Genomic DNA, 25,085 nt, shown 5'->3' on the forward strand with positions numbered 1-25,085 from the left:
GATCGGAGGTCGGACCGGATGCTGGTGGTGGGGCGCTCGGAGGTGGCGGCGCTGCTCGACATGGACGCGCTGATCGATGCGCTGGCGTCGGCGATGACCGACCTCAGCGCCGGCCGGGCCGCCGCGCCGGACCGGGTGGCGGCGATGGTGCCGGAGCGGACGGGCTTCGTCGCCGCCATGCCGGGCTATGTGCCCTCCGCAGGGGCGCTGACGAGCAAACTCGTCTCCGTCTTCCCGCGGAACGCCGGTACGCCGTTGCCGACCCACCAGGCGCTCATCGTCGCCTTCGACCCGGACACCGGCGAGCCCACGGCCCTGCTGGACGGTACCGCGATCACCGCCGCGCGGACCGCCGCCTGCTCGGCGCTCTCGGCGCGGCTGCTCGCGCGTGCGGACGCGTCGGTGCTGGCCCTGCTGGGCACCGGCGCCCAGGCCCGCTCCCACGCCCACGCGATGTGCCGGGTCCGCCCCCTCCGCCACATCCGGGTGGCCGGCCGCAACCCGGCCCACGCCACCGCCCTCGCCGCCGAACTCTCGGCCGAACTCGGCATCCCCGCCGAGGCGGTGGCCACCTACGCCCAGGCGCTCGACGGCGCGGACATCGCCGCGGCCACCACCCACGCCGTCGACCCCGTCGTCCGCCGCCCCTGGCTGACGCCGGGCGTCCACGTCACCTCGGTCGGCTTCAACCCCGCCGGCCGCGAGGTCGATGACGCCACCATCGCCGACGCCCTGGTCTGCGTCGAATCGCGGCAGGCGGCCCTGGCCCCCTTCCCCGCCGGAAGCAACGACCTGCTCCACCCGATCCGCGACGGCGTCATCACCGCGGACCATGTGCACGCCGAACTCGGCGAACTCCTCACCGGAAGCCGGCCCGGCCGCACCGCGCCCGATCAGATCACGCTCTACAAGTCCGTCGGCGTAGCCGTCCAGGACGCCGCGGCGGCAGCCCTCGTCGTCGCAGCCGCCCGGGAACGGTCCGCGGGGACGCACATCGACCTGGGCTAGGACCGGGGCCACCGCGGCGTCCACAGGAAACCCACAAGTTTTCCTCCTACCTTCCCGATGCGGCTACCGTGCACGGATGCCGCCGGCGGGTGCGTCGGGAACCGGGACGGCATGGACAGTGAACTGCACACGATGCGGTGCCGCGGTGGTCCAGGGGCCGGACGGCCGATGGTGCTGCGGCAACTGCGGGGCGAGCGGATGAGCCGAGGCGCCCGACGAGATGAGAGTGGAGCCTTGCATGTGCGCGGCCAAGCGCCTCGACCGAGTCCTGGTCGTCGACGACGACGCGATGATCCTGCGGTCCCTGGGGCGCGGCCTGCGGCTGAACGGCTTCGCCGTCGCGCTCGCCGAGGACGGCCCGACCGCTCTGGCGCAACTGGCCCGGACCCCGCCGGACGTGATCGTCCTCGACGTGTCGCTGCCGGGAATCAGCGGCATCGAGGTGTGCCGCACACTGCGGGCCGACGGTGACGAGGTGCCGGTGCTGATGCTGTCCGCACTGGACGAGCTGGCGGACCGGGTCGCGGGCCTCCAGGCCGGGGCCGATGACTACCTGGTCAAACCCTTCGCGCTCAAGGAGCTGGTCCTGCGGCTGCAGGCCCTGCTTCGCCGCCGCCCGCCCGCAGGCAGAGACCTCGTGCAGGTCGGCGACCTGGTCCTCGACACGGCCGCGCGCGAGGTGACGTACGCGGGCGCGGCGGTCGGGCTCACCCGGCGGGAGTTCGAACTGCTGGAGGTCCTCGCCCGCAACGCGGGCGTCGTCCTCACCCGCGATCAGCTCCTGGACCGGGTGTGGGGCTACGACTTCGAGGTGCGCACCGATGCCGTCGACACGTTCGTGAGCTATCTCCGGCGCAAGACGGAGGCCGGCGGCCGACCGCGCCTCGTCCACACGGTCCGCGGCGTCGGCTTCGTCCTGCGGGCCTCCGCAACGGACCCCGCGCGATGAGGCTCACCACCCGGATCGCCCTCGTCATGGGCCTCGCCATGCCCCTGCTGGTGCTGGGCTCGGGCGCGCTGCTGCTGCGCCTGGTCACCCGCGACGTGCACGCCGAGCAGGACGCCCATCTGCGGGAACGGGCCGCGGTGCTGCTGCCGCTGGCCAGGGGGCTGCTGCGGACCGAGGAGAGCGGACAGCCGCGGAAGGCGGCGAACCGGGAGCGGCGGCTGCTCGACGCGGGCCTCGACGTCGGGGTGCGTCTCCTGGCGTCCGGCGGCGGATCGGTGACGGGCGGGAGCGGCGGCGGCAATCCGGCCGGGCCCGGTCGGAACCTGACCACGGACGGTGGCCCGCAGGGGTACCGGCTGGTGGCCGCGGCGGGTCCGCAGCCGGTCGCCACCGTGTCGTTGCCGGTCGCCGCACCCGACCCGGTGACCGTACGGGCCCGCGGCCACGCCTGGCGGGCGCTGTCGGTGGCGGTGGGCGGCGCGCACGCCCGAAAGGGCCCGCGCGGCACGCTGTGGGTGTTCTCCCGCGGATCGGCCGGGACCGCCGAGGTCACCGCCGTACAGCACCGCATGCTGGTGGTGGCGCTGATCGCCGCCCCCCTGGCCGGGCTGCTCTCCTGGGCCATCGCCGAACGGGCCACCCGCCCGCTGCGCCGCCTGCAGCGCCGGGCCGGCGGCCTCGACCCCGGCACCAGCGCGGCGCGCCTGGACCACGCCCCGTCGCGGATCACCGAGGTGGACGACCTGGCCCGCACCCTGCAGACCGTGCTGTCCCGCTACGACGAGCAGGCGGCGCGGACCCAGGAGGCACTGGCGACCGCACGGGCCTTCTCCGCGACCGCGTCCCACGAACTGCGCACCCCGCTGATGGGCATGCAGACCAATCTGGACGTCCTCACCGACCACCCCGACCTCGATCCGGCCGACCGCGCCGAGGTCCTGGCCGACCTGCGCTCCGGACAGCAGCGGCTGATGGCCACGCTGATCGCGCTGCGCGCGCTGGCCCGGGGCGACTTGGTGGAGGCCGACGCCTTCGGTGTCGTGGACCTCTCCGAGCTGGTCGCGGCGGCGGTGGCCGAGGTGGAACGGCACCACCCCGGCGTCCGGCTGACCCTCCGGCTCACACCCGGGCTGATGCTGAGCGCCTGGGAGCCGGGGCTGCGGATGGCGGTCGACAACCTGCTTCGCAACGCGGTGCTGCACGGGAGCCGGGCGGGACTGCCGGCGCGGATCGAGGTGGCGCTCCGGCCGGGCGACGGGCCGGCGGACCCGGTGGCCGTGCTCACCGTGGACGACGACGGTCCGGGCATCGCACCCGAGGAGCGTCAGCAGGTCTTCCAACGGTTCCACCGACGCGCCGGCAGCCCCGGCTCGGGGCTGGGCCTGACCCTGGTGGCCCAGCAGATCGCCCTGCACCGCGGCACGGTACGGATCCTGGACCGGCCGGCGGGAACCGGCGTCCGCTTCGAGGTCCACCTGCCCCGGCCCGCCGACCCGGCGGCCGACACCCGCACCCTGGAACTGCCGCTGCACCGCGCCTGGTTGAGCGAGGTCCCGGGGGAGGGCCCGCACGAGGTGCCGACCGGGGCCTGACCGGCCCCGTCACCTCGTACGAGGCGGGGACTCCTTGACCACCCGCGCGGTGGCCCGGCCCGCTCCCGCGGAGCACCTCACCGAGCGGAACCGGCCGCCGACCTCCGCGACCCAGAAGGCGTCCGCCACCGTGAGCGCCTGGATGGACCGGTCGCGCCGCCACCCCCGGAAGCACGCCTCGACGACGTCGGCGCCGGGTGGCAACTGCCCCCACGCCAGCGTCCAGTGCCTCCCCGCCCGGCCGCCGTACCGGCCACCCCGGAGCGGGGAGACACAGAGCGTGCTCACGACCGACACATCGATCAGCCCGGCCCCGCTGTGCACCTCCAGCGCCGGACGCCCCTCGGACCCCCGCCCGACGCGCAGCAGCCAGCCGCTCAGGGGCAGCCGTACGTCACGTGGCCCGAGGGTGGTGAGGACCGTGGACCCCGAGGAGAAGGGCTCGTCCGACACGAGGAAACCATCGCAGTCCACTGTCTCTCCCAGGTTCGAGGCTCGGTGTACGAGACCGTCGCCGACACGCACGTACACCGTCGTCGACACCTACGCACACCGTCGCTGATGCTCAACTGCCCTCGACCATAAGGACGATCCTTGTGGATTCTCTGTGCCCGCCACGCCCCCGTACGGACGGAGAACGCACCCCGTAGCGGCTCACAAGGTCCCCACAAAGAACGCCCCTACGTTCTGCAACATGGCCGGCCCGCCCGCTCCTGCGAGCCCCTGCGGCCACCGTCATCCATTCCCAGACACCTCAGGTATCCCCAGACACACCTTCCCCTTACCCATTCCTTCCTGAAGGGAGCACCACCATGAAGCACCCCAAGATCGCCCTGGCAGGAGCCCTGTCCACCCTCGCGCTCACCGGTTGCCTGCTGAGCGGGGCAGCGTCGGCGAACGCGGCGGACTCCGGCAGCCCGTCGTCCGCCGAGCCCTCGGCAACCGCCCCGCACCACGGCAAGGGCAACGGCCACGGCAAGGGCATCTGCCACCGCGTGCCCAAGCTGGAGCAGCGCATCGACAAGGCTCTCGACCGGCTCAACGGCGATGCCCACACCCGTGGTTCGATCGCGCGCCTGGAACAGCGGGTGAAGAACGCCCGCGCCAAGCACCGCGACGCGGTCGCCACGTTCCTCCAGGACCGGCTCAACCACCGCAAGGAGCTCAGGCCCACGCTCACCCGCGAGCGCACCGACCTCAAGGCCGTCGCGGCCTGGTGCGCGACGAAGGACGGTGACAAGAAGAGCACCGCCTCGTGAGGCAACGCTCCCTCGTGAGGCAACGCTCCCGGCGCCCCGCGTTGCTGCTGACCGAGGAAGGCAGCGGACGCGGCCGACGCCGACGCGGCCGAGGACCCGCAGTGAGGGACCGGTAGGAGAGGTCGGAAGCACCGGCCGGGCCTGGGTCCTTGCCGGGCCGGCAGGCCAACCAGGCTTCCCACCCGACTGCTTGCGCATACGACGGATCCACGCAGCCGTAGGCCGCGTGGATCCGTCAGCCGGTCGGTCGCGTCAGTCCAGATCGTCCGAGTAGTCGGTGGTGACGCAGCCGTCCACCTCACCGTCGTCGGTGGTCTTGCCCTCGGGCGCGTGGAAGCCGGGGGTGCAGTTGAGGAACAGCAGCCCGGCATCGAGCAGCTTCCGCCGTTGGTCGTCGCTGCCCGGGTCGACGGCGAAGTCGTCCCCGACCATCAGGTCGTCCTGCTCGGACTTCTCCCCCTTGACGGCGGTCTGGAACGCCTCCATGTCCTCGATGGTGAGGAAGTCGGCGTCACCGCCACCGACCGCCGGGTCGTCACACTCGCCCCCGCCGTTGATGCCCTTCATGCCCATGGCCTCGACCTTTGCCACCTCCGGGGGCGTGGCGATGTCGACCTTCTCGCAGTGCAGCGTCGTTCTGAGAAGTTCCCCGGCCCCCTGCGGCGACCCACCGGAGGGCAGGCTGCTGCAAGCGGAAACCGATGCCAGGGCAACGACGGTGCCGGCCGTGGCAAGTATTCGATGGAAACGCATGAATCCCTTTGCAGTGGTGGCTTCGAGACGAGCACCGAACGGCTGTGACGGTGCATCGGCTGCCGAAAAGGCGAAGAAAGCCATCCGCACTCCCCCGTTCCCCCGCTCTGAACATTTGACCGGAACATGGTAAACGCAACCTGAGTCCACTGCGTCGCGCCAGCCGCGCGAGACAGCCGGATCAGGGCATGATCCCGGCCTGCGTCTGTCTGAGCCGTGCTACGTCGCGGCGGATCCGGCGGGGACCGGGAGGGGGCCGGCCGCGCAGGTCGTGTCGTGCTTGGGTGCCTTGCCGGTCAGCAGGTAGGTGGTGACGATGCTGTCGACACACGCGTTGCCGTTGCGGTACTGACCGTGGTCACCGCCGCCGGTGACGGTGACCAGGCGGGAGCCGCGCAGGGCCCGGTGGTCCCGGAGGGCGGCCTCGTAATAGGTCGCGGGGTCGTGCACCGAGTTGAGCATCAGGGTCGTCGGCAGTCCGGCCCCGGTGACCTTGACCTTCGGCGCGGTCGCCGTGGGCCAGTACGCGCACACGGACGAGAAGGCCAACTCGCGGGCGCCGACGAGCGGTTGGGCCGTCGTGTCCTGAGCGCTCCGCCGGACCCAGTAGCCGACATCGCGGTTCCAGGCGGTGTCGTTGCAGGTGACCGAGAAGTACTCGGCCAGGAAGGCCGGGCTGAGATACGAGCCGAAGACCTTTTCCATGAGCTGCCGCTCCGGAGCCCCCGCGCCGTCCCCGCGGTCGAGCGCGACGAGCGCCGACGCCAGTGCCGGGAAGCCTTCCTTGGCGTTGTAGACCGCTTGGATCGTGCCGTTGTCCAGCTGGTTCGGGCCGATGACGACCTGGCCGACGGTCACCGGGTGCTCCGCCAGCGCCTGCCGACGGGCCTCCCACCGTGCCTTGGCCTGCCGGGCCGTCCGCCCGTAGTGGTAGACGGCGTCGTACTTCGCCAGCCAGGGCAGGAAGTCCTGCTCGAACCGGCGCTGGAAGCTCTTCGGCTGTCCGGTCTCGAACGCCTCCCAGGAACCCGACCAGCCGACATTGCTGTCCAGCACGGTCCGCTCGATGCGCCGCGGGTACAGCGTCGCGTAGTAGGCGCCGATCATCGTGGCGTAGGAGGGCCCGTAGTACGAGATCTTCCGTGCACCGAGCAGCGAGCGGAACAGATCCATGTCACGGGCCGTCTGCTCGGTGGTCAGGTACGGCAGCAGCCCGCCGCTGCGTGTTCCGCAGTCCCGCGCCAGCTTGCGCGACCGCGCCAGCACGCCCTGGACGGCGGCGGGGGAGCGGTCCCGGAAGTCGTGCGCGAAGAACTCCTGGAACTCCGCGTCCGTCTGGCACACCGGGCGGGTGCTGCGACCGACGCCGCGCTGGTCGAAACCGACCACGTCGTACGCGGCGCCCACCGCGGGCTCGTCCTTGACGAAACCCTCCGGTCGGTTCAGCCCCGAGGCACCCGGCCCGCCCGCCGCCATCATCAGCACCCCGCGCCGCCCGGCGGGCCTGCTCGCCCGGTGCCGGGAGACCGCCACGGTGAGGTCCACACCGGCATCCGGACGGTGCCAGTCCCGCGGCACCGTCATCCGCGCGCACTCCAGCGACGCAGCACCCTCGCAGGGCCGCCAGTCCAGCCGCTGCTGCGCGTACCGGGCGGGCACCCGCATTCCTGCCCCGGTGGCCTGCGCCCCGCCCGCCGGCAGCACCGTCGCGGCCACGACCACCGCGGCCACACCCGCCAGTGCGGACGCACCCCACCACCGCGTGCGCGGCACCCTCCCCGAAACCCACGACCCTGCCATCGAACCCTCCCGGACGCGTTCCTTCATCTACCGGGACCGATCCTTCCGCCGGGCACACGGCCGCTCGATCCCCCCAGCATCCGTCTCGGGGGTGGTACTGGTACCACCCCCGAGCAGGGAAGACCCGGGAAGGCAGGGCGGCCTAGTCCGCGGTGATGGCTCGCGCGGCTTCGACCAGCGTCTTTCCTCCGTCCCGGCCGGTCATCACGACGCGTGGCAGCCAGGGCCCCGTGCGGTCGTAGGCATGGGTGACGGTCGGCTCGCCGGTCTCCTGCTGGGTGCCGTCACCGAAGTACCAGTGGTAGCGATAGCCGGCGGCGGGCGGGTTTCCGTGCACGGTTGCCGAGATGCGCACCTCGGTGCCGACCGGGGCGTGTGCGGGGAGGGTCAGCTGCGCCCGGCGGCCCTGGCGGGGGAGGCGGAACCACTCGCGCACACGGGGGTTGAGGAGGAAGGAATCGGCGTACTGCCGGGCGCCCTCGATGTCGGGATGGCCGACCGCCGCGCTCAGGCACTGCAGAGGAGTCGCGCTCAGCTCGGGGCAGGCTCGGGTGCGCAGCGGGAACGCCGGGTCGGTCACCGGAGTGTTCCAGACCTTGGAGTCCGGGGTGAGAAGGGCATTGTCCACGGTGAACAGTCCGTCGGCCGCAACCGCGTACGGACCGTCGGTGGACGCCTTGTTGGCGGCGGCCGCCGCCTGGTGGTAAGCGGCATTGGCCAGTTGGGTGTACTGCTCATAGCGCTCGGCCACCCTGCCGAGAGCGGCCTTGCAGGAGGCCAGCCGGGCCCCGGCCACTCCCGGGGCCGAACAGGTCTTCACCGGGATCGGAGAACTGCTGCGACTCAGCGCGTAGTAGAAGTCGGCCACGATCACCTTCGGCCGGCCCGGCAGGGAATGGGCCTTCTCGATCGCCGCCCGCATCCCGCGTCCGCCGTAGCCGACCTTCGCGCCACTGAAGTAGGGCACGTCCTTGGCCGGGTTCTCCGCTGCCGCACCGATGCCGGAGCACTCGCGCTGCACTGCCTCGGGCACGTTTTCCGAGCCGGGAGTGATGCCGACGCCGATGCCGAAGAAGGGATCGAGGTCATTGATGCACCCGTTGATCACGACCAGGTCGAGACCGTAGCCGCCCGACCGCGCCTGAGCCCCTGCCCTTTCCAACTGGCAGAAGACATCCGGCATTTGTTGGGTGACCTCGCCGAACTCCATTTCCCCGTCGCCGTCCGGGTCCTGCTTCTCGGTCGTGCGCAGACAGGCCGCGTCCTTGTTGCCCGCGGGCAGATCGGGCGCGTCAAGCACCGCACCGGAGATCGAATAGTCGTTGAGCCGAAAGCCCCGGCCGGTCTCGCGGCCGAGCAACTGCCCGGTCAGATAAGGGAACTTCTGGTCGTGGTCCAGACCCTGGCCCCAGACCACCGAGTCGCCGACGGACGCCACCCGCACCGGGTGGCACCCGCGGCGTAGCGTGTCCCGCCAGACCTTGCCGTAGCGGCCGGGCGCCTGGCCGTCGGGCGTGCCGGCGATGCGGGCGTCGACCTGGAGGGCGGTCTCGGTCGAGGGCACCCGGTCGAAGGGGATGCGGAACGCTGCCGTGCCGACAGGGGTGGTCATGTCGAGGCGCCCGCCCGCCAGTTGCTTCTCACCGGCGCGTACGCGCCACTCCACGGTGGCTCCGGCCTTCGCCGCGGCGGGGTCGTAGACCTCCACCCGGCCGCGCACGGGCCCACTGCACACCGGATTTGGCGTCAGGTCCACATCCAGGACGAGGGGGAACGCCGATCCCGGCAGGGCCCTGGTCTGCGCCGCGGCGGGGAGCCCGCCGAGGAGCTGGCCCAACAGCAGGGCGGCCGCGCCGACCGCCCCGCAACGCCTCGCCACCGACGAGCGACGGGTCGCCCCCGGCCCGCCCGACACGGAGCCGGCGCCTGTTCCGGCCCCCCACTGCCTCCGTGCAACCCGCCGCCGCGACCACGCCCATCTCATGCCAACACCCCTGTCGTCACCGTCATTTGGTCCCGTGCAGAGCCCACTGCATTCCGCATCGGAGTCAGCTGAGTCCGCATCGGTAGCGATCATGACAGTGGGAAGAGCGGTGTGGACTGCGTGCAGCGTCCCATACTGAGTGAAACTGATCACTTACTTGCAGTTACGCATGGAGGCGGCGGACGCGAGCACGGTTCCCTAACCGATGTCGGGCTCGGACCGTACGTCGATCCGGTCCCCCCGCCGTTCCATTTCCAGCACGACGAGCTCATTGCGACCCTTCCGCCACAGATGTCCGGGCGCGTACAGGGTGGTCTGGGGTCCGAGGGACCAGTAGCGGCCGAGCGCGAATCCGTTGAGCCAGACCATCCCCTTGTCCCAGCCCGGGAAGGCGAGGAAACCGTCCGCGGGGGCGGTGACATGGACCCGGGTCCGGTGGAAGGCGGGGCCGGTCGGGGTGTCTTCGTTGCGGAATTTCAGAGCCGAAAGGTTGTCGAGGGGGAGCCGGCGGATCTCCCAGTCGTGCAGTTCTTCGTCGTCGAGGAAGACCTTGCCGCTGATTCCCTTGGGGTCGTTGAGGCCCTGGCCGAAATTGACCCGCCCGGTGGGGTCCACCAGGAGGTCGAGGGTGCCGGACGCGCCGGCCACGGTGAAGTCGACGGTGTGGAGCGGCTGGTTGCGGTCGAAGGTGCCGATCCGCTTGCCGTCACCGAACACCAGCGCACGGTCGCCCAGTCCTGTGATCCGCAGGCGCCTGGTCCCCTGCGGCCCGCGCACCCGTGTGCGGTAGTGGATCAGGCCGTGCGGCTGCCCGAGGGCCTCCATATGGACGGGGGTGGTGCGCCGCACCGGGGTGCTGCTCAGTGCGTCGACGGTGTCCATCAGCGGCACCGACTCGCGTACGGCGACCCGCTGGGCCGGCATCCTGCGCGGCGTGGCCGGCAGTGGCGTGTTCGGCAGGGTGGTGTATTTGGCGAGTACGTCGCGCACTGCGTGGAACTTCTCCGTGAGTTCGCCGGATTCGCTGATCGGGGCGTCGTAGTCGTAGCTGGTGACGGTGGGTTGATAAGCGCTGCCGCTCAGATTGGCACCCGCGTACCAGCCGAAGTTCGTGCCGCCCACCGCCATGTAGAAATTGATCGACGCTCCGGCTTCGAGGATCTTTTCCACGTCGGCGGCGGTCCGCGCGGGGTCGGAGGTGTGGTGCCGCTCGCCCCAGTGGTCGAACCAGCCGTCCCAGAACTCCGTGCAGAAAAGGGGCTTGTCCGGCTGGAATTTGCGCAGTTCCGCGAAGGGACCGGTGGGGTCACCGGCGAAGTTGACGGTGGACAGGAGGTCGGGGAGGCTGCCCGCCTCCAGGGCTTTTTGAGTGGCTCCGTTGGAGCAGAACAACAGGCTGTCGATGCCCTGCGCCCGCATGGTGTCCCGCAGATGTTCCAGGTGGGCGTGGTCGTCGCCGTAGCTGCCGTACTCGTTCTCGACCTGCAGGGCGATGATCGGCCCGCCGCGCGTGGCCTGCAGATCGACGAACCGGGGAAGCAGTTCGGCGAACCACGTGTCGACCGCTCGCTCGTACGCGGGGTCGGAACGGCGCAGCGGCGCGTCCTTGTTCTTGAGAAGCCAGGCGGGCAGGCCGCCGAAGTCCCATTCCGCGCAGATGTACGGTCCCGGTCGCACGATCACCTTCAGCCCCACCTCGTCCGCGGTGCGGACGAACGCGGCGACATCGCGCCACCCGGTGAAGTCGGCTTTCTTCTCGTACGGTTGGTGGAAATTCCAGGCGACGTAGGTCTCCACGGTGTTCAGGCCCATGGCCCGCATGCGGATCAACCGGTCGCGCCAGTCCTTGGGATGCGTCCGGAAGTAGTGGAAGGCGCCCGAAAGGATGCGGAACGGTTTGCCGTCCAGCAGGAATTCCTTCCCGCGGACGGTCAGTCCCCGTGGGCTTTCGGCCTGGGCGAGGGTTGTACGGCTGCTGCCCAGGGCGACCCCCAGGGACGCGGCCCCCACCATGGCTGAGCTCAGAAACCTACGTCGGCTGAACTGCGTCATGTCTGCTCTCCTCGACTCGACCGGTCGTCGCCCAAGACTCGAACATGTTCAGGAGTGCGCGTTTCTGTGTGTTGAGAGTGTTGTATAGAACAGAAACAAGCACAAGGGTTCGCGGCTGTGCGCGCTGAACCGCGGTGCGGACGCACCTGAACTGCCCGGCGGGTGACGGAGGTTCGGGCCGCGAGGGAGGAGGGCGACCCGGGTGCTCAACCCGTGTCGGCTGCGGGCTCGGTGGCATAGCGGCTCATCGCCTGGATGCTTGCCCGGGGGGGCAGTGCCTGGCCGTCGGCAAGCATGTCCTGCAGGTCCCGGAAGTACTGCACGTAGAGGTCCGGCGTGAACGTGCTGAGCATGACGGCCGGTTGGTCGGTCACGTTGGCGAACGTGTGCGGGGCTCCGGGCGGGACCATCACGAGCGTGCCCGCGGTCGCGTCATGGTCCTTGTCCCCGACCGTGAACCGCACCGTGCCGGAGATGATGTAGAAGCCCTCGTCGTGCTCGGAGTGACGGTGCTGCGGTGGTCCGGGTGTGTGCGGCGCCAGGACGGACTCGGCCATCCCGAGACGGTGACCGGTGTTGCTGCCGTCTTCGAGGACGCGCATGCGCGTGGTGCCCAGGAAGATCGTCTCCCCGTCGCCCGGGCCGACCACCGATACGGCGGGCTCGGCGACCGGCCGGCCGGCCTTCGTTTCCTCAGCCATGTCCTCAGTCATGTCCTCAGTCATGACTCGATTCCACCGCCGGGGCACGGGGACTGTCCAAGACCCCTTCGGTGGGCTCGATACCGTGCCGGTATCGTCGCGCCATGGAGCTACGCACGCTGCGCTATTTCGTGGCTGTCGCCGAGGAACTCCACTTCGGCCGGGCCGCCGCGCGGCTGCACATGAGCCAGCCGCCCCTGAGCCGGGCGATCAAGCAGCTGGAAACCCAAGTCGGCGCCCCGCTGTTCGACCGCTCGTCCACCGGTGTCACGCTCACCCGGGTGGGAGTGGTGCTGCTCGATGAGGCGCGCGCCCTGCTCGACCAGGCCGACCGGGTGCGCGTGCGGGTGGCCGCGGCGGCCGGCACCGCCACCCTCACCGTCGGCGTCCTGGGCGGCAGCAGCGACCCGGGCGCAACCCGGCTGGCCGGCGCCTACCACCGGCGGCACCCGCGCGTCGAGGTGCGCATCCGCGACACGGACCTGACCGACCCCACCTGCGGATTGCACGCCGGAGCGGTGGATGTCGCACTGACCCGCGGGCCGTTCGACCGGACCGGCCTGAGCGTGCACGAGTTGCGTGCCGACCCGGTGGGAGCCTTGCTGCGCGCCGGCGATCCGCTGGCCCGCCGTGACAGCCTCACGCTGGCCGACCTCGCCGACCGGCGCTGGTTCCGCTTCCCGGAGGGCACCGACCCCCTCTGGCAGTCGTACTGGAGCGGCGGGGAACCTCGGGACGGTCCGGTGGTGCGCGCGGTCCAGGAATGCCGGCAAGCCGTCCTCTGGAACGGCACGGTCGGCATGACGCTCCTGGGCCACGAGCCGGTGCGGGCGCTCACCGTGGTGCCGCTGAGCGACATGCCACCGAGCCGGGTGGTGGTGGCATGGAACGCGGGCGACACGAATCCCCTGATCCGCTCGTTCGTCCGGATCGCGCTCGCCGCCTACCGCATCTGAGGCCCCCACCACCGCGCCTCCTCCGGTAGCGCCGGGCCGCGAGCCCCCAGCAGGTGCCGAAGAGCAGCCAGTACGGCGACCACAGCACCAGGTCCCAGTGCGCTTGGAAGCGCGCGAGGCCGGCGTGCGCGGGCGGAACGGAAGCCCAACCGGCCAGCACCCGCAGGTCACCGGCGAATCCGTAGCCCAGCAGGCCGAGCGCACGCGCCACCATGAACGCGCACCCTGCCCAGGAACCGGCGAGCAGCATCGTGCGGCGGAACCCGCCGTGCGGTCCGAAACGACCGGACAGGTGGAGCGCGGCCGCCATGCCGACCAGCGCCAGCGCGACGGACGCCCAGCTCCCGGCGACCGCTCCCGGAGCGGCGTTCAACAAGTCGTCCCGGGCACCCGCCGGCAGCGGGGTCTGACGCATCAGCAACGCCCCGCCCAGTGCCCAGTCGAGCTTCATCGCACCGTAGGCGAAGGCGCACCAGAAGGCGAGGGGGGAGGCGGCCGCCGTCGGGTCACGACGGACGGTCCGAGTACGGGTCCGAGTACGGCGAGCGGTCACGGGCGCGCCTCTGCCGCGAGGACGGCGTGCGGACGGCTGCGCAGGAAGTACGACACCGCCACCACGACCCACGCCGCGAGCCCGACACTGCCCGTGACGGCCTCGTAAACGGGGCCCCAACCAAGGTGCGCCAGGTCGAGGTCCGTGCGCCGGAGGGTGATCACCGCTCCCAGCGACTGCAGCACCGCGGTCAGCGCCAGGGCGCACAGCAGCGCCCAGCGGGGGATGCGCGCACCCCAGCGCGCGGTGGTCGCCCACGCCACCCCCACCGCAAGGAGACCGAGCGAAGCGTTGCCCGCCTGGGCCCATCCCGGGTGGGCGAACTGCGCCTGCACCTGGGCGGGCGCGGGGTGGCCGGGCATACCGACCTCCCCGCGCGCCGCCATGTACACCTTCTGCCCCACGTACACCAGCGAACCAGCCATCGCCAGCCACACCGCGACCCGGACGCGGGGCCCAGCGGGCGCCGGCCGGGCCGGCCGGAGCAGTATGCGTCGGGCCTCGGGTGCCATGCGGGCGATCGCGTCAACTCTCATGGACCCGATGCTGGCCCGGCACCCGCACCGCCCGCTTCCTGCCCTGGAGCCATCCCACTCCGCCGAGCGGGCGAACCGCGCGTCCCTCCGCAGGAGGAGTGGACCGCTGGGGCCAGGCCGCTACATCGCCAGCCACACCGCCTGGTCCGGGCCCAGACACCCGTCCTCCAGCGGGCCGCCGCTCGTCAGCAGTACCGCATCGTGCGCGGGCAGCTCGTACGGCTCCGAGGAGAGGTTGACGATGCAGGCGAAGCCGGGTTCGCGGTGGTAGGCGAGCACCCCGGCCGGGGCGTCGAGCCAGGTCAACTCGCCCTCACCGAGGGCGGGGTGGTCCCGGCGCAGATGCAGGGCGCGTCGGTAGAGCTCCAGCATGGAGGCCGGGTCGCCGGTCTGGGCCGCGACGCTGAGGTCCTTCCAGTGCGCGGGCTGCGGCAGCCAGGGCCGGCCGGTGGCGTCCTCGGGACTGAAGCCGTACGGGGAGCTCTGCCCGGACCACGGGATCGGGACGCGGCAGCCGTCGCGTCCGGGGTCGGTATGCCCGGAGCGTTCCCAGATGGGGTCCTGCCGTACGTCCTCGGGCAGGTCCTCGACCTCCGCGAGGCCCAGCTCCTCGCCCTGGTAGACGTAGGCGCCGCCCGGCAGGGAGAGCATCAGCAGGGCGGCCGCACGGGCCCGCCGGACGCCGAGTTCGAGGTCGAGGGGGCCTTCGGGCCGGTAGGGCGCGTTGGCGACCCACTTCTTCGCGACCGTACGGCCGAAGCGGCTGGGGTGGCGTACCACGTCGTGGTTGGAGAGCACCCAGGTGGCGGGTGCGCCCACGGAGCCGAGCGTGCCCAGCGAGCGGTCGATGACCTCGCGCAGGTCGGCGGCGTCCCAACTGGTCATCAGGAAGTCGAAGTTGAAGGCGGTGTGCAGCGCGTCCGGCCGCACGTAGGCGGCGAGCCGCTCGGGAGTGTCGGCCCATGCCTCGGCGACGAACGACCGGTCGCCGGGGAACTCGTCGGCCACCCGGCGCCACGCCCGGTAGATCGCGTGCACCTCGTCGCGGTTCCAGTACGGATGGTCCGTCTCTTCCCCGGGCGCCGGCGCGTCCCCCGCATCGCGGGTCGGCAGGTCGGGCAGTGCCGGGTCCTTGACCAGGCCGTGTGCCACGTCGATGCGGAAGCCGTCGACGCCGCGGCGGAACCAGAACCGCAGGACGTCCTCGAACTCGGCCTGGACGTCGGGGTGTTGCCAGTTGAGGTCCGGCTGCTCGGGGGCGAAGAGGTGCAGGTACCACTGGCCGTCGGGAAGCCGGGTCCAGGCCGGGCCGCCGAAGACGGACCGCCAGTTGTTGGGCGGCTCGGACCCGTCGGGCCCACGGCCGTCGCGGAAGTGGTAGCGCTCCCGCTCCGGGCTGCCGGGCCCCGCGGTCAGCGCTGCCCGGAACCAGGCGTGCTGGTCGGAGGTGTGGTTCGGCACGATGTCGGGGATGACGCGGATGCCGTGCCGGTGGGCCTCCTCGATCAGCGCCTCGGCGTCGGCCAGGGTGCCGAAGAGCGGGTCGATCGCGCGGTAGTCCGCCACGTCGTAACCGTGGTCGGCCATCGGCGACTTGTACCACGGGTTGATCCAGATGGCGTCGATCCCGAGCGACTTCAGGTACGGCAGGCGGGAGCGGATGCCGGCGATGTCACCGACTCCGTCACCGTTGCCGTCGGCGAAGCTGCGGACGTAGACCTGGTAGATGACGGCGCTGCGCCACCACGGTGCGGGGTTGCTGGGCATGCTGCTGCGTGCTCCTCGGGGCTCTCGGGGCATCGGTGTGCGGTGGGTGGGACTACTTCGCCGCACCGGCGGTGAGGCCGGCGACGATCCGGCGCTGGAAGACCAGCACCATGATCACGAGGGGGATGGTGACCAGGACGCCCGCCGCCATCTGGCTGCCGAACGGGGTCTCGAACTGGCTCGCTCCGGAGAATTTGGAGATGGCCACGGGTGCCGTCTGCATCTCCGGCTTGTTCGTCATCGACAGGGCGATGAGGAATTCGTTCCAGGCGGCGATGAAGGTGATGATCGCGGTGGTGAACATGCCCGGCGCGGCGAGCGGGACGATGACCTTGCGGAACGCCTGGCCGCGGGTGCAGCCGTCGACCATCGCGGCGTGCTCCAGCTCCTGCGGCATCTGCCGGAAGAAGGCGGTCAGGTTCCACACCGCGAGCGGCAGCGTGAAGGACATGCTGGGCACGATCATCGCCTGGTAGCTGTTGATCCAGCCGAAGTCGACGAACATCTTCAGCAGCGGGACCACGATCGACACCACGGGGAACATGGAGGTGGCGATGATCAGCGTGAGCACCAGCCGCTTGAACCGGAACTCCAGCCGTGCCATCGCGTAGGCGGCGAAGGTGGCCAGGACCAGCGCCACGGCGGTGGTGATGCCCGCCACCACGACGCTGTTGAGCAGCGCCCGGGTGAAGGACTCGGACGGGTCGAGGACCGCGAGGTAGTTCTCGAACGAAAGCCGGGTCGGGACCGGCGAGTTGGAGAAGATGTCGGAGGTCCGCCGCAGGCTGGAGACCAGCATCCAGTAGAACGGTGCCAGGCAGTAGACGACGACCGCGGCGACCCCCGCGTAGAGCAGCCCCTTGCGCAGTTTCGGGGAGAGGGTGTTCATGCCGCCACCTCCGTGCGTCGGTGCGCGCGCCACCGGCGGCGCAGCGGGGTCGGGCCGTCGTCACCGACGACGTCGGCGCCCAGCAGCCGGACGAAGGCCAGCGCGATCAGGAAGACATAGACGAAGAGGATCACCGCGTAGGCCGCGGCGGGACCGAAGCGCACGTTCGCCGCCTGGTCCTGGGCGAGCATGGACAGCGTCTCCACGGAGGTCTTCTGCGCGCCGATGAGGATGTACGGCAGGTCGAACATCCGCAGCGCGTCCAGCGTCCGGAACAGTACGGCCACCAGCAGTGCGGGCTTGACCAGCGGCAGGGTGATGTTCCAGAACTGGCGCAGCGCGCCCGCCCCGTCGATCCTGGCGGCCTCGTAGACCTCCTTGTCGATCACCTGCAGCCCCGCCAGGACGAGCAGGCCGATGAACGGAGCGGTCTTCCACACGTCGGCGATGATGACCGCGAGCTTGGCGTGGAACCCTTCGGTGGTCCACAGGATGTGCTGCCCGGTGAGGGCGTTGGCCACGCCGTTGCTGTTGAAGATCCAGCGCCAGAGCAGACCGCTCACCGCGGTGGGGATGGCCCACGGCACCAGGATGCCGGCCCGTACCAGGGCCCGTCCCTGGAACGCACGGTGCATGATCAGCGCCATGGCGATGCCGATGACCGTCTCCAGGGCGACCGTGGTGCCGGTCAGGAACGTGGTGTTCCAGAAGGCGTTCCAGAAGCGTGCGCCGGCCGCGCCGAAGATCGCGCCGTAGTTCTGCAGCCCGACGAACGGGTCGGTCTCGTTGACGAAGCCGGTCTTCGGGTTGAGGCCGGGAGTGCCGAAGAGCGAGTCCTTCAGCGCCACGATCGTCGGGTAGAGCACCACCACCGCCAGCACCAGCAGCGTGGGGGAGACCAGCAGGGCGGCGAGCCGGCCGGAACCGGAGGTGGCCCGGGCCCGGCGCTGCGGGTGCCTGGCCGGCAGGGACAGCGCGGGTGGCGCGGCCGGATTCTGCGTTGTCACCATGGTGTGCTCCTCACTCTCCCGCGGACTGCTGCCGAAGGGTCTGCTGAAGGTCCTTCAGGGCCTGCGCGCTGCTCGTGCTGCCGGTCAGGGCCGCGTACGCCTGCTGCTGGATCGCCGCCGTGACATCGCCGTACCGGAAGACCCGGGGCCGCGGCACGGCGTGCAGGATCGACCGTTTGAGGGTGGGGAGGTACGGATACTGCTTGACCAGCTTCGGGTCCTTGTACAGCGCGTCGTAGGTCGGCGCGCCCGGTGCGCGGGACAGCGTGAACCGCTGGACGTCCTGGCCGGCGAAGAACTTCATGAAGTCGATCGCCGTCGCCTTGTTCTCCGCCGAGGCCGACAGGGCCAGGTTGTGGCCGCCCAGGCTGGAGGCGCCGGGGCCGTTCAGGCCGGGCAGGGGTGCGGCACGGAAGTGGCCGGCGACCTTGCTGGAGCCGTCCTTCTGGGCCATCAGGGGGTAGGCGTAGGGCCAGTTCCGCAGGAAGACCAGCTTCCCGGCCTGGAAGTCGCGGCGGCCGTCCTCCTCCTGGTAGGTGACGGCGTCCTTCGGGATCGTGCCGTCCTTGAAGGACTTGACCAGGAAGTCCAGGCCCCGCTTCGCCTGCGGGGTGTCCACGTGCGGGATGCCCTTGGCGTCGGTGACGACCCCGCCGGCGGAGTTCACGGCCTCGGCGAAGTTGACCGTCAGGCCCTCGTACTTCTGGAACTGCCCCGCGTAGCAGGACATCCCGCGCGCCTCGGGCAGTCGCTTGACCTTGGCGCAGTCCGTCTTCATCGCCGCCCAGGTGGCCGGCGGCGCGGCGATCCCGGCCTTCTTGAGCAGGTCGGTGCGGTAGTAGAGCATGCCGCCGTCGGAACTGTACGGCAGGGCGTACAGACCGCCGCGGTACTTCCCGGTCTCGACGATCGGCTTGAGCATCTGCCGCAGCGGAAACTGCTCTTCGGGCAGCCGGTCGACCCAGCGGTGCGCGGCGAACTCCGAGGTCCACACGGCGTCGAGCGCCAGTACCGTATAGGCATCGGACTTCGTCTGGGCGTTCTGGATCATCTGCTGGCGCTGCGCGTCGGGGTCCGTGGGCAGCTGGACGAAGGTGACCTTCTCCTTGGGGTGCCGCTTGTTCCAGCGGTCGATCACCGTCTGGACGGACCCGGAGGCGTCCTTGCCGGCGACGTAGGTGATGGGGCCACGCCCCTCGAAGGTGGGCCGGCCGCCGGCCGTGGCGGTCCCGTTCGGGCCGCAGGCGGCGAGGGCGGCGAGCCCCGCGAAGGCCGCCGCGCCCTGCAGCGCTCTGGTGGTTCTGCTCTTCACTGTGTCTCCTGGATGTGCGAACCGGGGCGGTGGCCGGTCACTCGCCGGTACGCCGCTCGCCGGTCGTTGCTGAGAAGAAATACCTGCCGTCGGCCCGGAGCCGCAGGGTGATCCGATCACCCTGCCGGGGTGGGGTACTCAGTGTGGTCATGCGGAGGCTCAACCCTTCCCGGCAGCGGCCGCCGGATGGCATGGACAGGGGCGTGCAGAGCGTTACTGATTGCGCTGTCTCCGTCATCAGGTGGATGAGCGGGCAGGTCAAGAGGGGGGAGGATCACTCCAGGCACATACCGGTGACACCGCCGAGACAGCGCTTTCAAGCTATGAGGGCACCCAGGGGAAGTCAATGCGTTACGCCCTGGTAATCCGCAGGTCACTCGGCTGTACCGTGCAGCTTCTATAAGGGAAAACCGCCTCATATCGACCGGTTGCCAGGCCCGTGACAGCGCTGTCATGAGTGCCCGGAAACTCGTGCTCACCGTGCTACCTTCCGTGCATGTCACCAGCTCAACGGCACCCCACGATGGCCGACGTCGCCGAGCGCGCGGGCGTCTCCGCGTCCACCGTCTCGCGCACCCTGCGCGGCTACGCCTCCGTCTCGGCCGAGGTCCGCGAGCGGGTCGAGCGGGCGGCCCGAGAGCTGAACTTCGCCATCTCGCGGCAGGCGGCCAGCCTGGTCACCGGCAAGACCGGGGTGGTGGCGGTGCTCGTACCGATACTCAAGTCGTGGTTCGTCGGCTCGGCGCTCGAAGGGCTCGGACCGGTGCTGCGCGCGGCGGGCCTGGAGCTGGTGGTCTATTACGTGCCCGACATGGCCGCCCGGGCCGACTTCTTCGAGCGCCTGCCCGCGCGGCGGAACGCCGATGCGCTGCTGGTGTTCTCCTTCGACCTCACCGAGGAGGAGAGCGCCCGCCTGGACGACCTGCAGATGCCGGTCATCTACGTCAGCCAGCACGCCGAGGGCCGGGCGAGCGTGTACGTCGACGATGTGGCCGGGGCGCTGGGCGGAACCCGGCACCTGCTCAACCTCGGGCACCGCCGGATCGGCTTCCTGCGGGCGATCGGCGTCAGCGGCTTCACCTTCAGCTCCAACGAGCGACTGACCGGCTACCGGCAGGCGCTCACCGAGGCGGGCATCCCGCTGGACGACGAGCTGGTGGTCGGGGCCGTTCTGGGGCAGGACCGCACCATCGTGGAGGCGGTCGGCCGGCTGCTCAGCCTGCAGCAACCGCCGACCGCACTCTTCGTCGAGCAGGACGAGCTCGCCGTCGCCGTCCTGGCTTCCCTGCGCTCCAGCGGCTTCGACGTCCCCGACCGGCTGTCCGTGCTCGGCTTCGACGACCACGACATCGCCCGCTGGGCGGGGCTCACCACGATCGCCCAGTCACCCACGGACATCGGCCGGGCCGCCGGCGAGCTGGCCTGCGCGCTCATCGAAACCCCCGACGCCGACCGGGAGCAGCACATCGTCCTGCCCACGCACCTCATCCCCCGGGCCAGCACCGCCCCGCTCATGCCACCGTCCGCGGGGGACGACGGCGGGCGGGACGCGCCTTCGGACGGGACGGGCACCGCTCGCGGAGCCTGATCGGCGAGGGACTGCTTCGTGAGGTCTGCTCGGCGCGAGCCCGGTGCACCGCTGCCTGTGCACGCCACCAGGCGGCGACCCTCCGGCCCTCCCGATGTCGTTCAACCCGGAATCAACTCGACTTCCTCATCGACTCAACTTCCTTGCCCTGCCTTCGAGGTGCGCGGATATGACCGCCCCCATACGCTGGCATCAACGGCACATCGATGTGCAGGTCGCTGTCGCAGCGATGGGTATGTCCGGATGCTGAGTGTGGCAGCGATGGGTATGCCCGGACGCTGAATGTGGCTCCACTGCCGGCTCTCGGGCCTGGCAGTCGCCCCAGCCACGGCGTCCCCCAGCCACGGCGTCCCGCAGGGAGATCCCCATGGCCAAGAGATGCAGGGTGGCCAAGCGACCGGCCCACCGTCCGGCCTCGGTCTACGCACTGGCCGGAATCCGGCTCTTCAACGGAATCACCGGCCTGCTGACGCCGTCCGTGCTCATCCTGCGCCTCGACCCGGACCACGAGCCCAGCCCCGCGGCCGTCTACGCCTTCCGGCTCTTCGGGATCCGTACGGTCCTGCTCGGGCTCGCTCTGCTGACCCACGACGGCGACCGGCTGCGTGCGGACCTGCGCGAGGGGGTCCTCATCCACGGCAGCGACACCGTCACGGCCGCGATGCTCGGCATCCGCGGCCAGGTGCCTGCGCGCACCGCCGTCCTGACCACGCTCATCTCGGCCACCAATACGGTCCTGGCCGCCACCGGCGGGGGCGCCGGGAAGGGCAAGCGGAAGTGACCAAGGGGCAGCCCTCCTGACCAGTACTGAGCAAGGAGCACTGCGATGGGAACGCAACGACGCAGCACCTCACGGCGACCGTCCGCCGGATACCGCACCTCCCTCCCGTGGCGGGTCGTCACCGGCATCTCCACCGCCGTCGACCGACGCATCGGCTGGGACAAACTGCCCGTTCTCCCGGGACTGTTGACCCTTTTCGGGCTGCGCGTCAAGCTCCGGCAGAAGAACCTGCACGACACCACCGCACTGCCGTCCGTCCATCGTCCCGACCCCGCGCCACCCTCACCGAGCCACCGGGTCAACCGCACCGCCGACGGCAGCCACAACGACCTCGGCGAGCCACGCATGGGCATGGCCGGAAGCCGCTTCGGCCGCAACATCCCGCTGGACCGCATCGCCCCGGCCACGGCCGAGTCCGTCCTCTCCCGGCCGAACCCGCGAGAGGTCAGCCGGGCACTCCTCACCCGCCACGAGATGACCCCCGCCGACTCGGTCAACTCCCTGGTCACCGCCTGGCTCCAGTTCATGATCCGTGACTGGTTCAGCCACGGTACGAGCCCGACGGAACGCCCCTGGGAAGTGCCGCTCGTGGACGACGACCCCTGGCCGGAGCGCCCGATGCGGATCATGCGGACACCGGACGACCCGACCCGGGACCCCCACGCCCCCGCCGGGACACCCGACACCCGCGTCAACGTCTCCTCCCACTGGTGGGACGCATCGCAGATCTACGGGTCAAGCGAGGAAGAGCAACGCCGGCTGCGCACCGGCGAGTTGGGCAAGCTGCACCTCTGGAACAACGGGAAGTCCCCGTCGTCCCTGGACCCGGCCACCGACCCGTCGGTCGTTCCGGGCTTCTGGCTGGGCCTCGCCATGATGCAGAACCTCTTCGCCCACGAGCACAACGCGATCTGCGACCATCTGCACGCCGCCTATCCGTCGTGGGGCGACGAGGAGCTGTTCCAGCGTGCGCGGCTCGTCAATGCCGCGCTGCTCGCCAAGATCCACACCGTGGAGTGGACGCCTGCGGTGATCAGCCACCCCACCACGGTCAAGGCGCTGCGGGCGAACTGGTGGGGCCTCGCCGACGAGCGGGTTCACGATCTCTTCGGCCGGATCAGCGATAGCGAGGTCATCAGCGGCATCCCCGGCGGCCGGACCGACCACTACGGCGTCCCGTACGCGCTCACCGAGGAGTTCGTGGCCGTCTACCGGATGCACCCCCTCGTCCGGGACGAATGGCATCTGCGCTCCGCCGCGGACGACGCCACTCTGGGCGAGCGGACCTTCCGGGAGATCGCCGGCCCGGAGGCGCTGAAGGTCCTGGAAACCGTGCCCATGGCCGATCTCCTCTACAGCTTCGGAACGCTCCACCCCGGTCTGGTGACCCTGCACAATTTCCCGAAGTTCCTGCAGGAATACGAGCGTCCCGACGGGCATCTGCAGGACCTGGCCGCCACCGACATCCTGCGCAGCCGGGAACTGGGCGTCCCCCGCTACAACGAATTCCGCCGGCTGCTCCGGTTGAAGCCCGCGAAGAACTTCGAGGAACTCACGGACAACCCGGAGTGGGCGAGGGAGATCAAGCAGGTCTACGAGGACGACATCGAAAAGGTCGACCTGACGGTCGGTATGTATGCGGAGAAGCTCCCCAAGGGATTCGCCTTCAGCGACACGGCATTCCGCATCTTCATCCTGATGGCCTCCCGCCGGCTGAACAGCGACCGCTTCTTCACCGAGTACTACACGCCCGAGGTGTACTCCAAGGCCGGTATGACCTGGATCGACGACAACTCCATGGTCACCGTCCTGCTGCGCCACCACCCTGAACTGCGCACCGCCCTCGCAGGTCTGAACAATGCATTCGTACCCTGGCACACGGCTTGACGGCCCAGTCGTGTGGGACATTCAGCGTCTCGGCATGAGCATGGAGGGTGCCGGCGGAGCAGGCCACCGTCCCGCGGTCGCCCATGCTCGCGGGGAGGGGGCGGGCGGAACGGCAACGACCGGTGGGTCAGCGCGAGATCGGGCGGCTCCGTACGGCAGTTGACAGCCCGAGGACAGCACGTCAGAGTCCCGGCGTGAGCCAGACCAACGATCTGACGCCGCCCGAAGAACGTATATGGCGGGCCTTTCCGCGCGGCGAGTCCGTGGACTTCCGTTCCGCCGAGAACGAGGATCCGGCCCTCGGCGACACCTGGGGCGCCGAGCGGACCGTACGGGCGAGTGTGCTGCGGGCGCTGCTGCTCAAGGCGCCGCGGGAGGACGGGGAGATAGCCGCGCTCAAGATCAAGGGGGCACGGATCACCGGCATACTGGACCTGAAGTACGCCACGATCGACGCCGCCGTCCGGCTGAGCCACTGCCACTTCGACGGCGTTCCCCACCTGTACGGAGCCCAGCTGCGGCAGCTCAATCTGAGCATGTCCGTGCTGCCGGGCCTGACCTCGGCGACCTTGCGGGTCGAGGGCGTTCTGCGGATGACGGACTGCCGTATGCGGGGCCCGGTGCGGCTCGGTGGGGCGCAGATCACCGGCGCGCTGTTCATGGAGCGGGCGGAATTCACGGCGCCGGACGACTCCGAACCGGTGCTGCAGCTCAACCAGGCCACGATCGGGGACGACTTGTGGGCGCCGGAGATGCGCGCGCACGGGCAGGTACGGCTCACCGGCGCCTCCGTCGCCGGGCGGATCAACCTGCAGGACGCCGCGTTCACCGCGTCCGACGGCACCGCGCTGGACGCGCAGAACCTCACCGTGGGAGGCCACGTGCGGGCGCGGTGTCTCCGTGCGCAGGGCCGGGTCGAGCTCCGCGGCTCCCGCATCTCGGGCCGTCTCGACCTGCTCCACGCCCACCTGTCGCATCCGGGTGACACGGCATTGCGGGCGAGCAGTTGTGTCATCGGTGAACTCTGGCTGCGCAGGGGCGATCGCATCGAGGGCGCCCTGAATCTACGACGTTCTCATATAGAGATCCTGACGTTGGAACCGGAGATGCTGCCGGACCAGGTGTTCCTCAGCAATCTCAGGTACACCGTCCTCGCCCCGCACGAGCCCGCCGAGCGCCGGCTGCCGATGCTGGAGCGGGACGGCGAGCGGTACGATCCGCACGGCTACGAGCAGTTGATGGCGGCCTACCGCCACGTCGGTGACGACGACGCGGCCCGGCTCGTCCAACTCGCCAAGCAGCGCCGCCGACGCACCACGCTCGTCTGGTACGGACGGCTGTGGGGATACGTCCAGGACGCCACCGTCGGCTACGGCTTCCGCCCGTTGCGCGCGGCGCTCTGGCTGCTGTCCCTCATGGCCATCGGATCGGTCGCGTACGGCCTGGACCATCCACGCCCCGTCAAGGTGGACGAGGCCCCCGACTTCAACCCCGTCTTCTACACCCTCGACCTGCTCCTGCCGATCATCAACTTCGGCCAGGAGTCGGCGTTCGCCCCTGCCGGCTGGCACCAGTGGCTGTCCTACGCCCTGATCATCACCGGATGGATCCTGGCGACGACGATCGTCGCAGGCGTTACCCGAGCGGTCAGCCGCCAATGACCTGATGACGTGCTGCCGGGCATGCGTGGAACGCCCGGCGGGCAGGA

General features: G+C 70.6%; 20 protein-coding genes. 9 read left to right on the forward strand and 11 right to left on the reverse strand.

Features of this window, described 5'->3' with window-relative positions; translation table 11 throughout:
- Positions 1–18: 18 nt before the first annotated feature.
- From ACZ7MX_RS17565 to ACZ7MX_RS17575, 3 genes are all read left to right on the forward strand, one after another.
- Positions 19–1,008, forward strand: coding sequence for an ornithine cyclodeaminase family protein (locus tag ACZ7MX_RS17565; RefSeq protein WP_472132988.1), 990 nt, complete (start codon positions 19–21; stop codon positions 1,006–1,008).
- Positions 1,009–1,246: 238 nt separating this feature from the next.
- Positions 1,247–1,957: a response regulator transcription factor gene (locus ACZ7MX_RS17570; RefSeq protein ID WP_472132990.1), complete on the forward strand. Its 711-nt coding sequence runs from the start codon at positions 1,247–1,249 to the stop codon at positions 1,955–1,957.
- Entirely contained in the window at positions 1,954–3,549 is a 1,596-nt protein-coding gene (locus tag ACZ7MX_RS17575) for a sensor histidine kinase (RefSeq protein ID WP_472132992.1), read from the forward strand. Before ACZ7MX_RS17570 ends, ACZ7MX_RS17575 begins: the two co-directional genes overlap by 4 nt.
- A gap of 9 nt (positions 3,550–3,558) precedes the next feature.
- Here the strand turns inward: ACZ7MX_RS17575 and ACZ7MX_RS17580 are convergent, their stop codons facing one another.
- On the reverse strand, positions 3,559–4,002 hold the full coding sequence (locus ACZ7MX_RS17580) for a hypothetical protein (RefSeq protein ID WP_472132994.1): 444 nt from the start codon (positions 4,000–4,002) through the stop codon (positions 3,559–3,561).
- Between the two features lie 359 nt (positions 4,003–4,361).
- Here ACZ7MX_RS17580 and ACZ7MX_RS17585 point away from each other — a divergent pair, with 359 nt between their 5' ends.
- Positions 4,362–4,808: a hypothetical protein gene (locus ACZ7MX_RS17585; RefSeq protein ID WP_472132996.1), complete on the forward strand. Its 447-nt coding sequence runs from the start codon at positions 4,362–4,364 to the stop codon at positions 4,806–4,808.
- 252 nt (positions 4,809–5,060) lie between these two features.
- Here the strand turns inward: ACZ7MX_RS17585 and ACZ7MX_RS17590 are convergent, their stop codons facing one another.
- From ACZ7MX_RS17590 to ACZ7MX_RS17610, 5 genes are all read right to left on the reverse strand, one after another.
- Positions 5,061–5,399, reverse strand: coding sequence for a hypothetical protein (locus tag ACZ7MX_RS17590; RefSeq protein WP_472132998.1), 339 nt, complete (start codon positions 5,397–5,399; stop codon positions 5,061–5,063).
- Between the two features lie 381 nt (positions 5,400–5,780).
- Positions 5,781–7,388: an alpha/beta hydrolase gene (locus ACZ7MX_RS17595; protein ID WP_472133000.1), complete on the reverse strand. Its 1,608-nt coding sequence runs from the start codon at positions 7,386–7,388 to the stop codon at positions 5,781–5,783.
- A 115-nt stretch (positions 7,389–7,503) separates the two neighbouring features.
- Complete coding sequence (locus tag ACZ7MX_RS17600; RefSeq protein WP_472133002.1) at positions 7,504–9,276, reverse strand: PKD domain-containing protein; 1,773 nt, start codon at positions 9,274–9,276, stop codon at positions 7,504–7,506.
- 267 nt (positions 9,277–9,543) lie between these two features.
- A complete protein-coding gene (locus ACZ7MX_RS17605) occupies positions 9,544–11,358 on the reverse strand; it encodes a glycoside hydrolase family 35 protein (protein ID WP_472133004.1) in 1,815 nt (604 codons plus the stop codon).
- A gap of 245 nt (positions 11,359–11,603) precedes the next feature.
- On the reverse strand, positions 11,604–12,098 hold the full coding sequence (locus ACZ7MX_RS17610; protein WP_472133006.1) for a cupin domain-containing protein: 495 nt from the start codon (positions 12,096–12,098) through the stop codon (positions 11,604–11,606).
- Between the two features lie 104 nt (positions 12,099–12,202).
- On the opposite strand from ACZ7MX_RS17610, the gene ACZ7MX_RS17615 reads away from it, so the two are divergent.
- The gene (locus ACZ7MX_RS17615) at positions 12,203–13,054 is read left to right on the forward strand and encodes a LysR family transcriptional regulator (protein ID WP_472133008.1); all 852 of its coding nucleotides are present in this window, start codon (positions 12,203–12,205) and stop codon (positions 13,052–13,054) included.
- Between the two features lie 549 nt (positions 13,055–13,603).
- Here ACZ7MX_RS17615 and ACZ7MX_RS17620 read toward each other — a convergent pair.
- The 5 genes from ACZ7MX_RS17620 to ACZ7MX_RS17640 form a co-directional block, all read right to left on the reverse strand.
- The gene (locus ACZ7MX_RS17620; RefSeq protein WP_472133010.1) at positions 13,604–14,143 is read right to left on the reverse strand and encodes a hypothetical protein; all 540 of its coding nucleotides are present in this window, start codon (positions 14,141–14,143) and stop codon (positions 13,604–13,606) included.
- 120 nt (positions 14,144–14,263) lie between these two features.
- Positions 14,264–15,910 carry a glycoside hydrolase family 13 protein gene (locus ACZ7MX_RS17625; RefSeq protein ID WP_472133012.1) on the reverse strand — a complete coding sequence of 549 codons (1,647 nt, stop codon included), beginning with the start codon at positions 15,908–15,910 and terminating at the stop codon, positions 14,264–14,266.
- Positions 15,911–15,962: 52 nt separating this feature from the next.
- The gene (locus ACZ7MX_RS17630) at positions 15,963–16,799 is read right to left on the reverse strand and encodes a carbohydrate ABC transporter permease (protein WP_472133014.1); all 837 of its coding nucleotides are present in this window, start codon (positions 16,797–16,799) and stop codon (positions 15,963–15,965) included.
- Complete coding sequence (locus ACZ7MX_RS17635; RefSeq protein WP_472133016.1) at positions 16,796–17,809, reverse strand: carbohydrate ABC transporter permease; 1,014 nt, start codon at positions 17,807–17,809, stop codon at positions 16,796–16,798. Before ACZ7MX_RS17635 ends, ACZ7MX_RS17630 begins: the two co-directional genes overlap by 4 nt.
- A gap of 10 nt (positions 17,810–17,819) precedes the next feature.
- A complete protein-coding gene (locus ACZ7MX_RS17640; RefSeq protein ID WP_472133018.1) occupies positions 17,820–19,121 on the reverse strand; it encodes an ABC transporter substrate-binding protein in 1,302 nt (433 codons plus the stop codon).
- A 496-nt stretch (positions 19,122–19,617) separates the two neighbouring features.
- On the opposite strand from ACZ7MX_RS17640, the gene ACZ7MX_RS17645 reads away from it, so the two are divergent.
- The 4 genes from ACZ7MX_RS17645 (at position 19,618) to ACZ7MX_RS17660 (ending at position 25,038) form a co-directional block, all read left to right on the forward strand.
- Complete coding sequence (locus ACZ7MX_RS17645; RefSeq protein WP_472133019.1) at positions 19,618–20,709, forward strand: LacI family DNA-binding transcriptional regulator; 1,092 nt, start codon at positions 19,618–19,620, stop codon at positions 20,707–20,709.
- A 367-nt stretch (positions 20,710–21,076) separates the two neighbouring features.
- Positions 21,077–21,490 (forward strand): hypothetical protein, encoded by a 414-nt coding sequence (locus tag ACZ7MX_RS17650; RefSeq protein ID WP_472133021.1) that lies wholly within the window; start codon positions 21,077–21,079, stop codon positions 21,488–21,490.
- 45 nt (positions 21,491–21,535) lie between these two features.
- Complete coding sequence (locus ACZ7MX_RS17655) at positions 21,536–23,377, forward strand: peroxidase family protein (protein ID WP_472133023.1); 1,842 nt, start codon at positions 21,536–21,538, stop codon at positions 23,375–23,377.
- 194 nt (positions 23,378–23,571) lie between these two features.
- Positions 23,572–25,038, forward strand: a complete 1,467-nt coding sequence (locus ACZ7MX_RS17660; RefSeq protein WP_472133025.1) for a membrane-associated oxidoreductase — start codon at positions 23,572–23,574, stop codon at positions 25,036–25,038.
- Positions 25,039–25,085: the final 47 nt, after the last annotated feature.

Source organism: Streptomyces sp. NPDC107765, assembly GCF_055657085.1.

What these genes read in the sequence shown, in the direction of transcription:
- ACZ7MX_RS17565 (WP_472132988.1), top strand. Translation starts at nt 19, where the DNA reads ATGCTGGTGGTGGGGCGCTCGGAGGTGGCGGCGCTGCTCGACATGGAC.
- ACZ7MX_RS17570 (WP_472132990.1), top strand. Translation starts at nt 1,247, where the DNA reads ATGTGCGCGGCCAAGCGCCTCGACCGAGTCCTGGTCGTCGACGACGAC.
- ACZ7MX_RS17575 (WP_472132992.1), top strand. Translation starts at nt 1,954, where the DNA reads ATGAGGCTCACCACCCGGATCGCCCTCGTCATGGGCCTCGCCATGCCC.
- ACZ7MX_RS17585 (WP_472132996.1), top strand. Translation starts at nt 4,362, where the DNA reads ATGAAGCACCCCAAGATCGCCCTGGCAGGAGCCCTGTCCACCCTCGCG.
- ACZ7MX_RS17595 (WP_472133000.1), bottom strand. Translation starts at nt 7,388, where the DNA reads ATGAAGGAACGCGTCCGGGAGGGTTCGATGGCAGGGTCGTGGGTTTCG.
- ACZ7MX_RS17605 (WP_472133004.1), bottom strand. Translation starts at nt 11,358, where the DNA reads ATGGTGGGGGCCGCGTCCCTGGGGGTCGCCCTGGGCAGCAGCCGTACA.
- ACZ7MX_RS17610 (WP_472133006.1), bottom strand. Translation starts at nt 12,098, where the DNA reads ATGGCTGAGGAAACGAAGGCCGGCCGGCCGGTCGCCGAGCCCGCCGTA.
- ACZ7MX_RS17615 (WP_472133008.1), top strand. Translation starts at nt 12,203, where the DNA reads ATGGAGCTACGCACGCTGCGCTATTTCGTGGCTGTCGCCGAGGAACTC.
- ACZ7MX_RS17620 (WP_472133010.1), bottom strand. Translation starts at nt 14,143, where the DNA reads ATGAGAGTTGACGCGATCGCCCGCATGGCACCCGAGGCCCGACGCATA.
- ACZ7MX_RS17625 (WP_472133012.1), bottom strand. Translation starts at nt 15,910, where the DNA reads ATGCCCAGCAACCCCGCACCGTGGTGGCGCAGCGCCGTCATCTACCAG.
- ACZ7MX_RS17630 (WP_472133014.1), bottom strand. Translation starts at nt 16,799, where the DNA reads ATGAACACCCTCTCCCCGAAACTGCGCAAGGGGCTGCTCTACGCGGGG.
- ACZ7MX_RS17635 (WP_472133016.1), bottom strand. Translation starts at nt 17,809, where the DNA reads ATGGTGACAACGCAGAATCCGGCCGCGCCACCCGCGCTGTCCCTGCCG.
- ACZ7MX_RS17645 (WP_472133019.1), top strand. Translation starts at nt 19,618, where the DNA reads ATGTCACCAGCTCAACGGCACCCCACGATGGCCGACGTCGCCGAGCGC.
- ACZ7MX_RS17650 (WP_472133021.1), top strand. Translation starts at nt 21,077, where the DNA reads ATGGCCAAGAGATGCAGGGTGGCCAAGCGACCGGCCCACCGTCCGGCC.
- ACZ7MX_RS17655 (WP_472133023.1), top strand. Translation starts at nt 21,536, where the DNA reads ATGGGAACGCAACGACGCAGCACCTCACGGCGACCGTCCGCCGGATAC.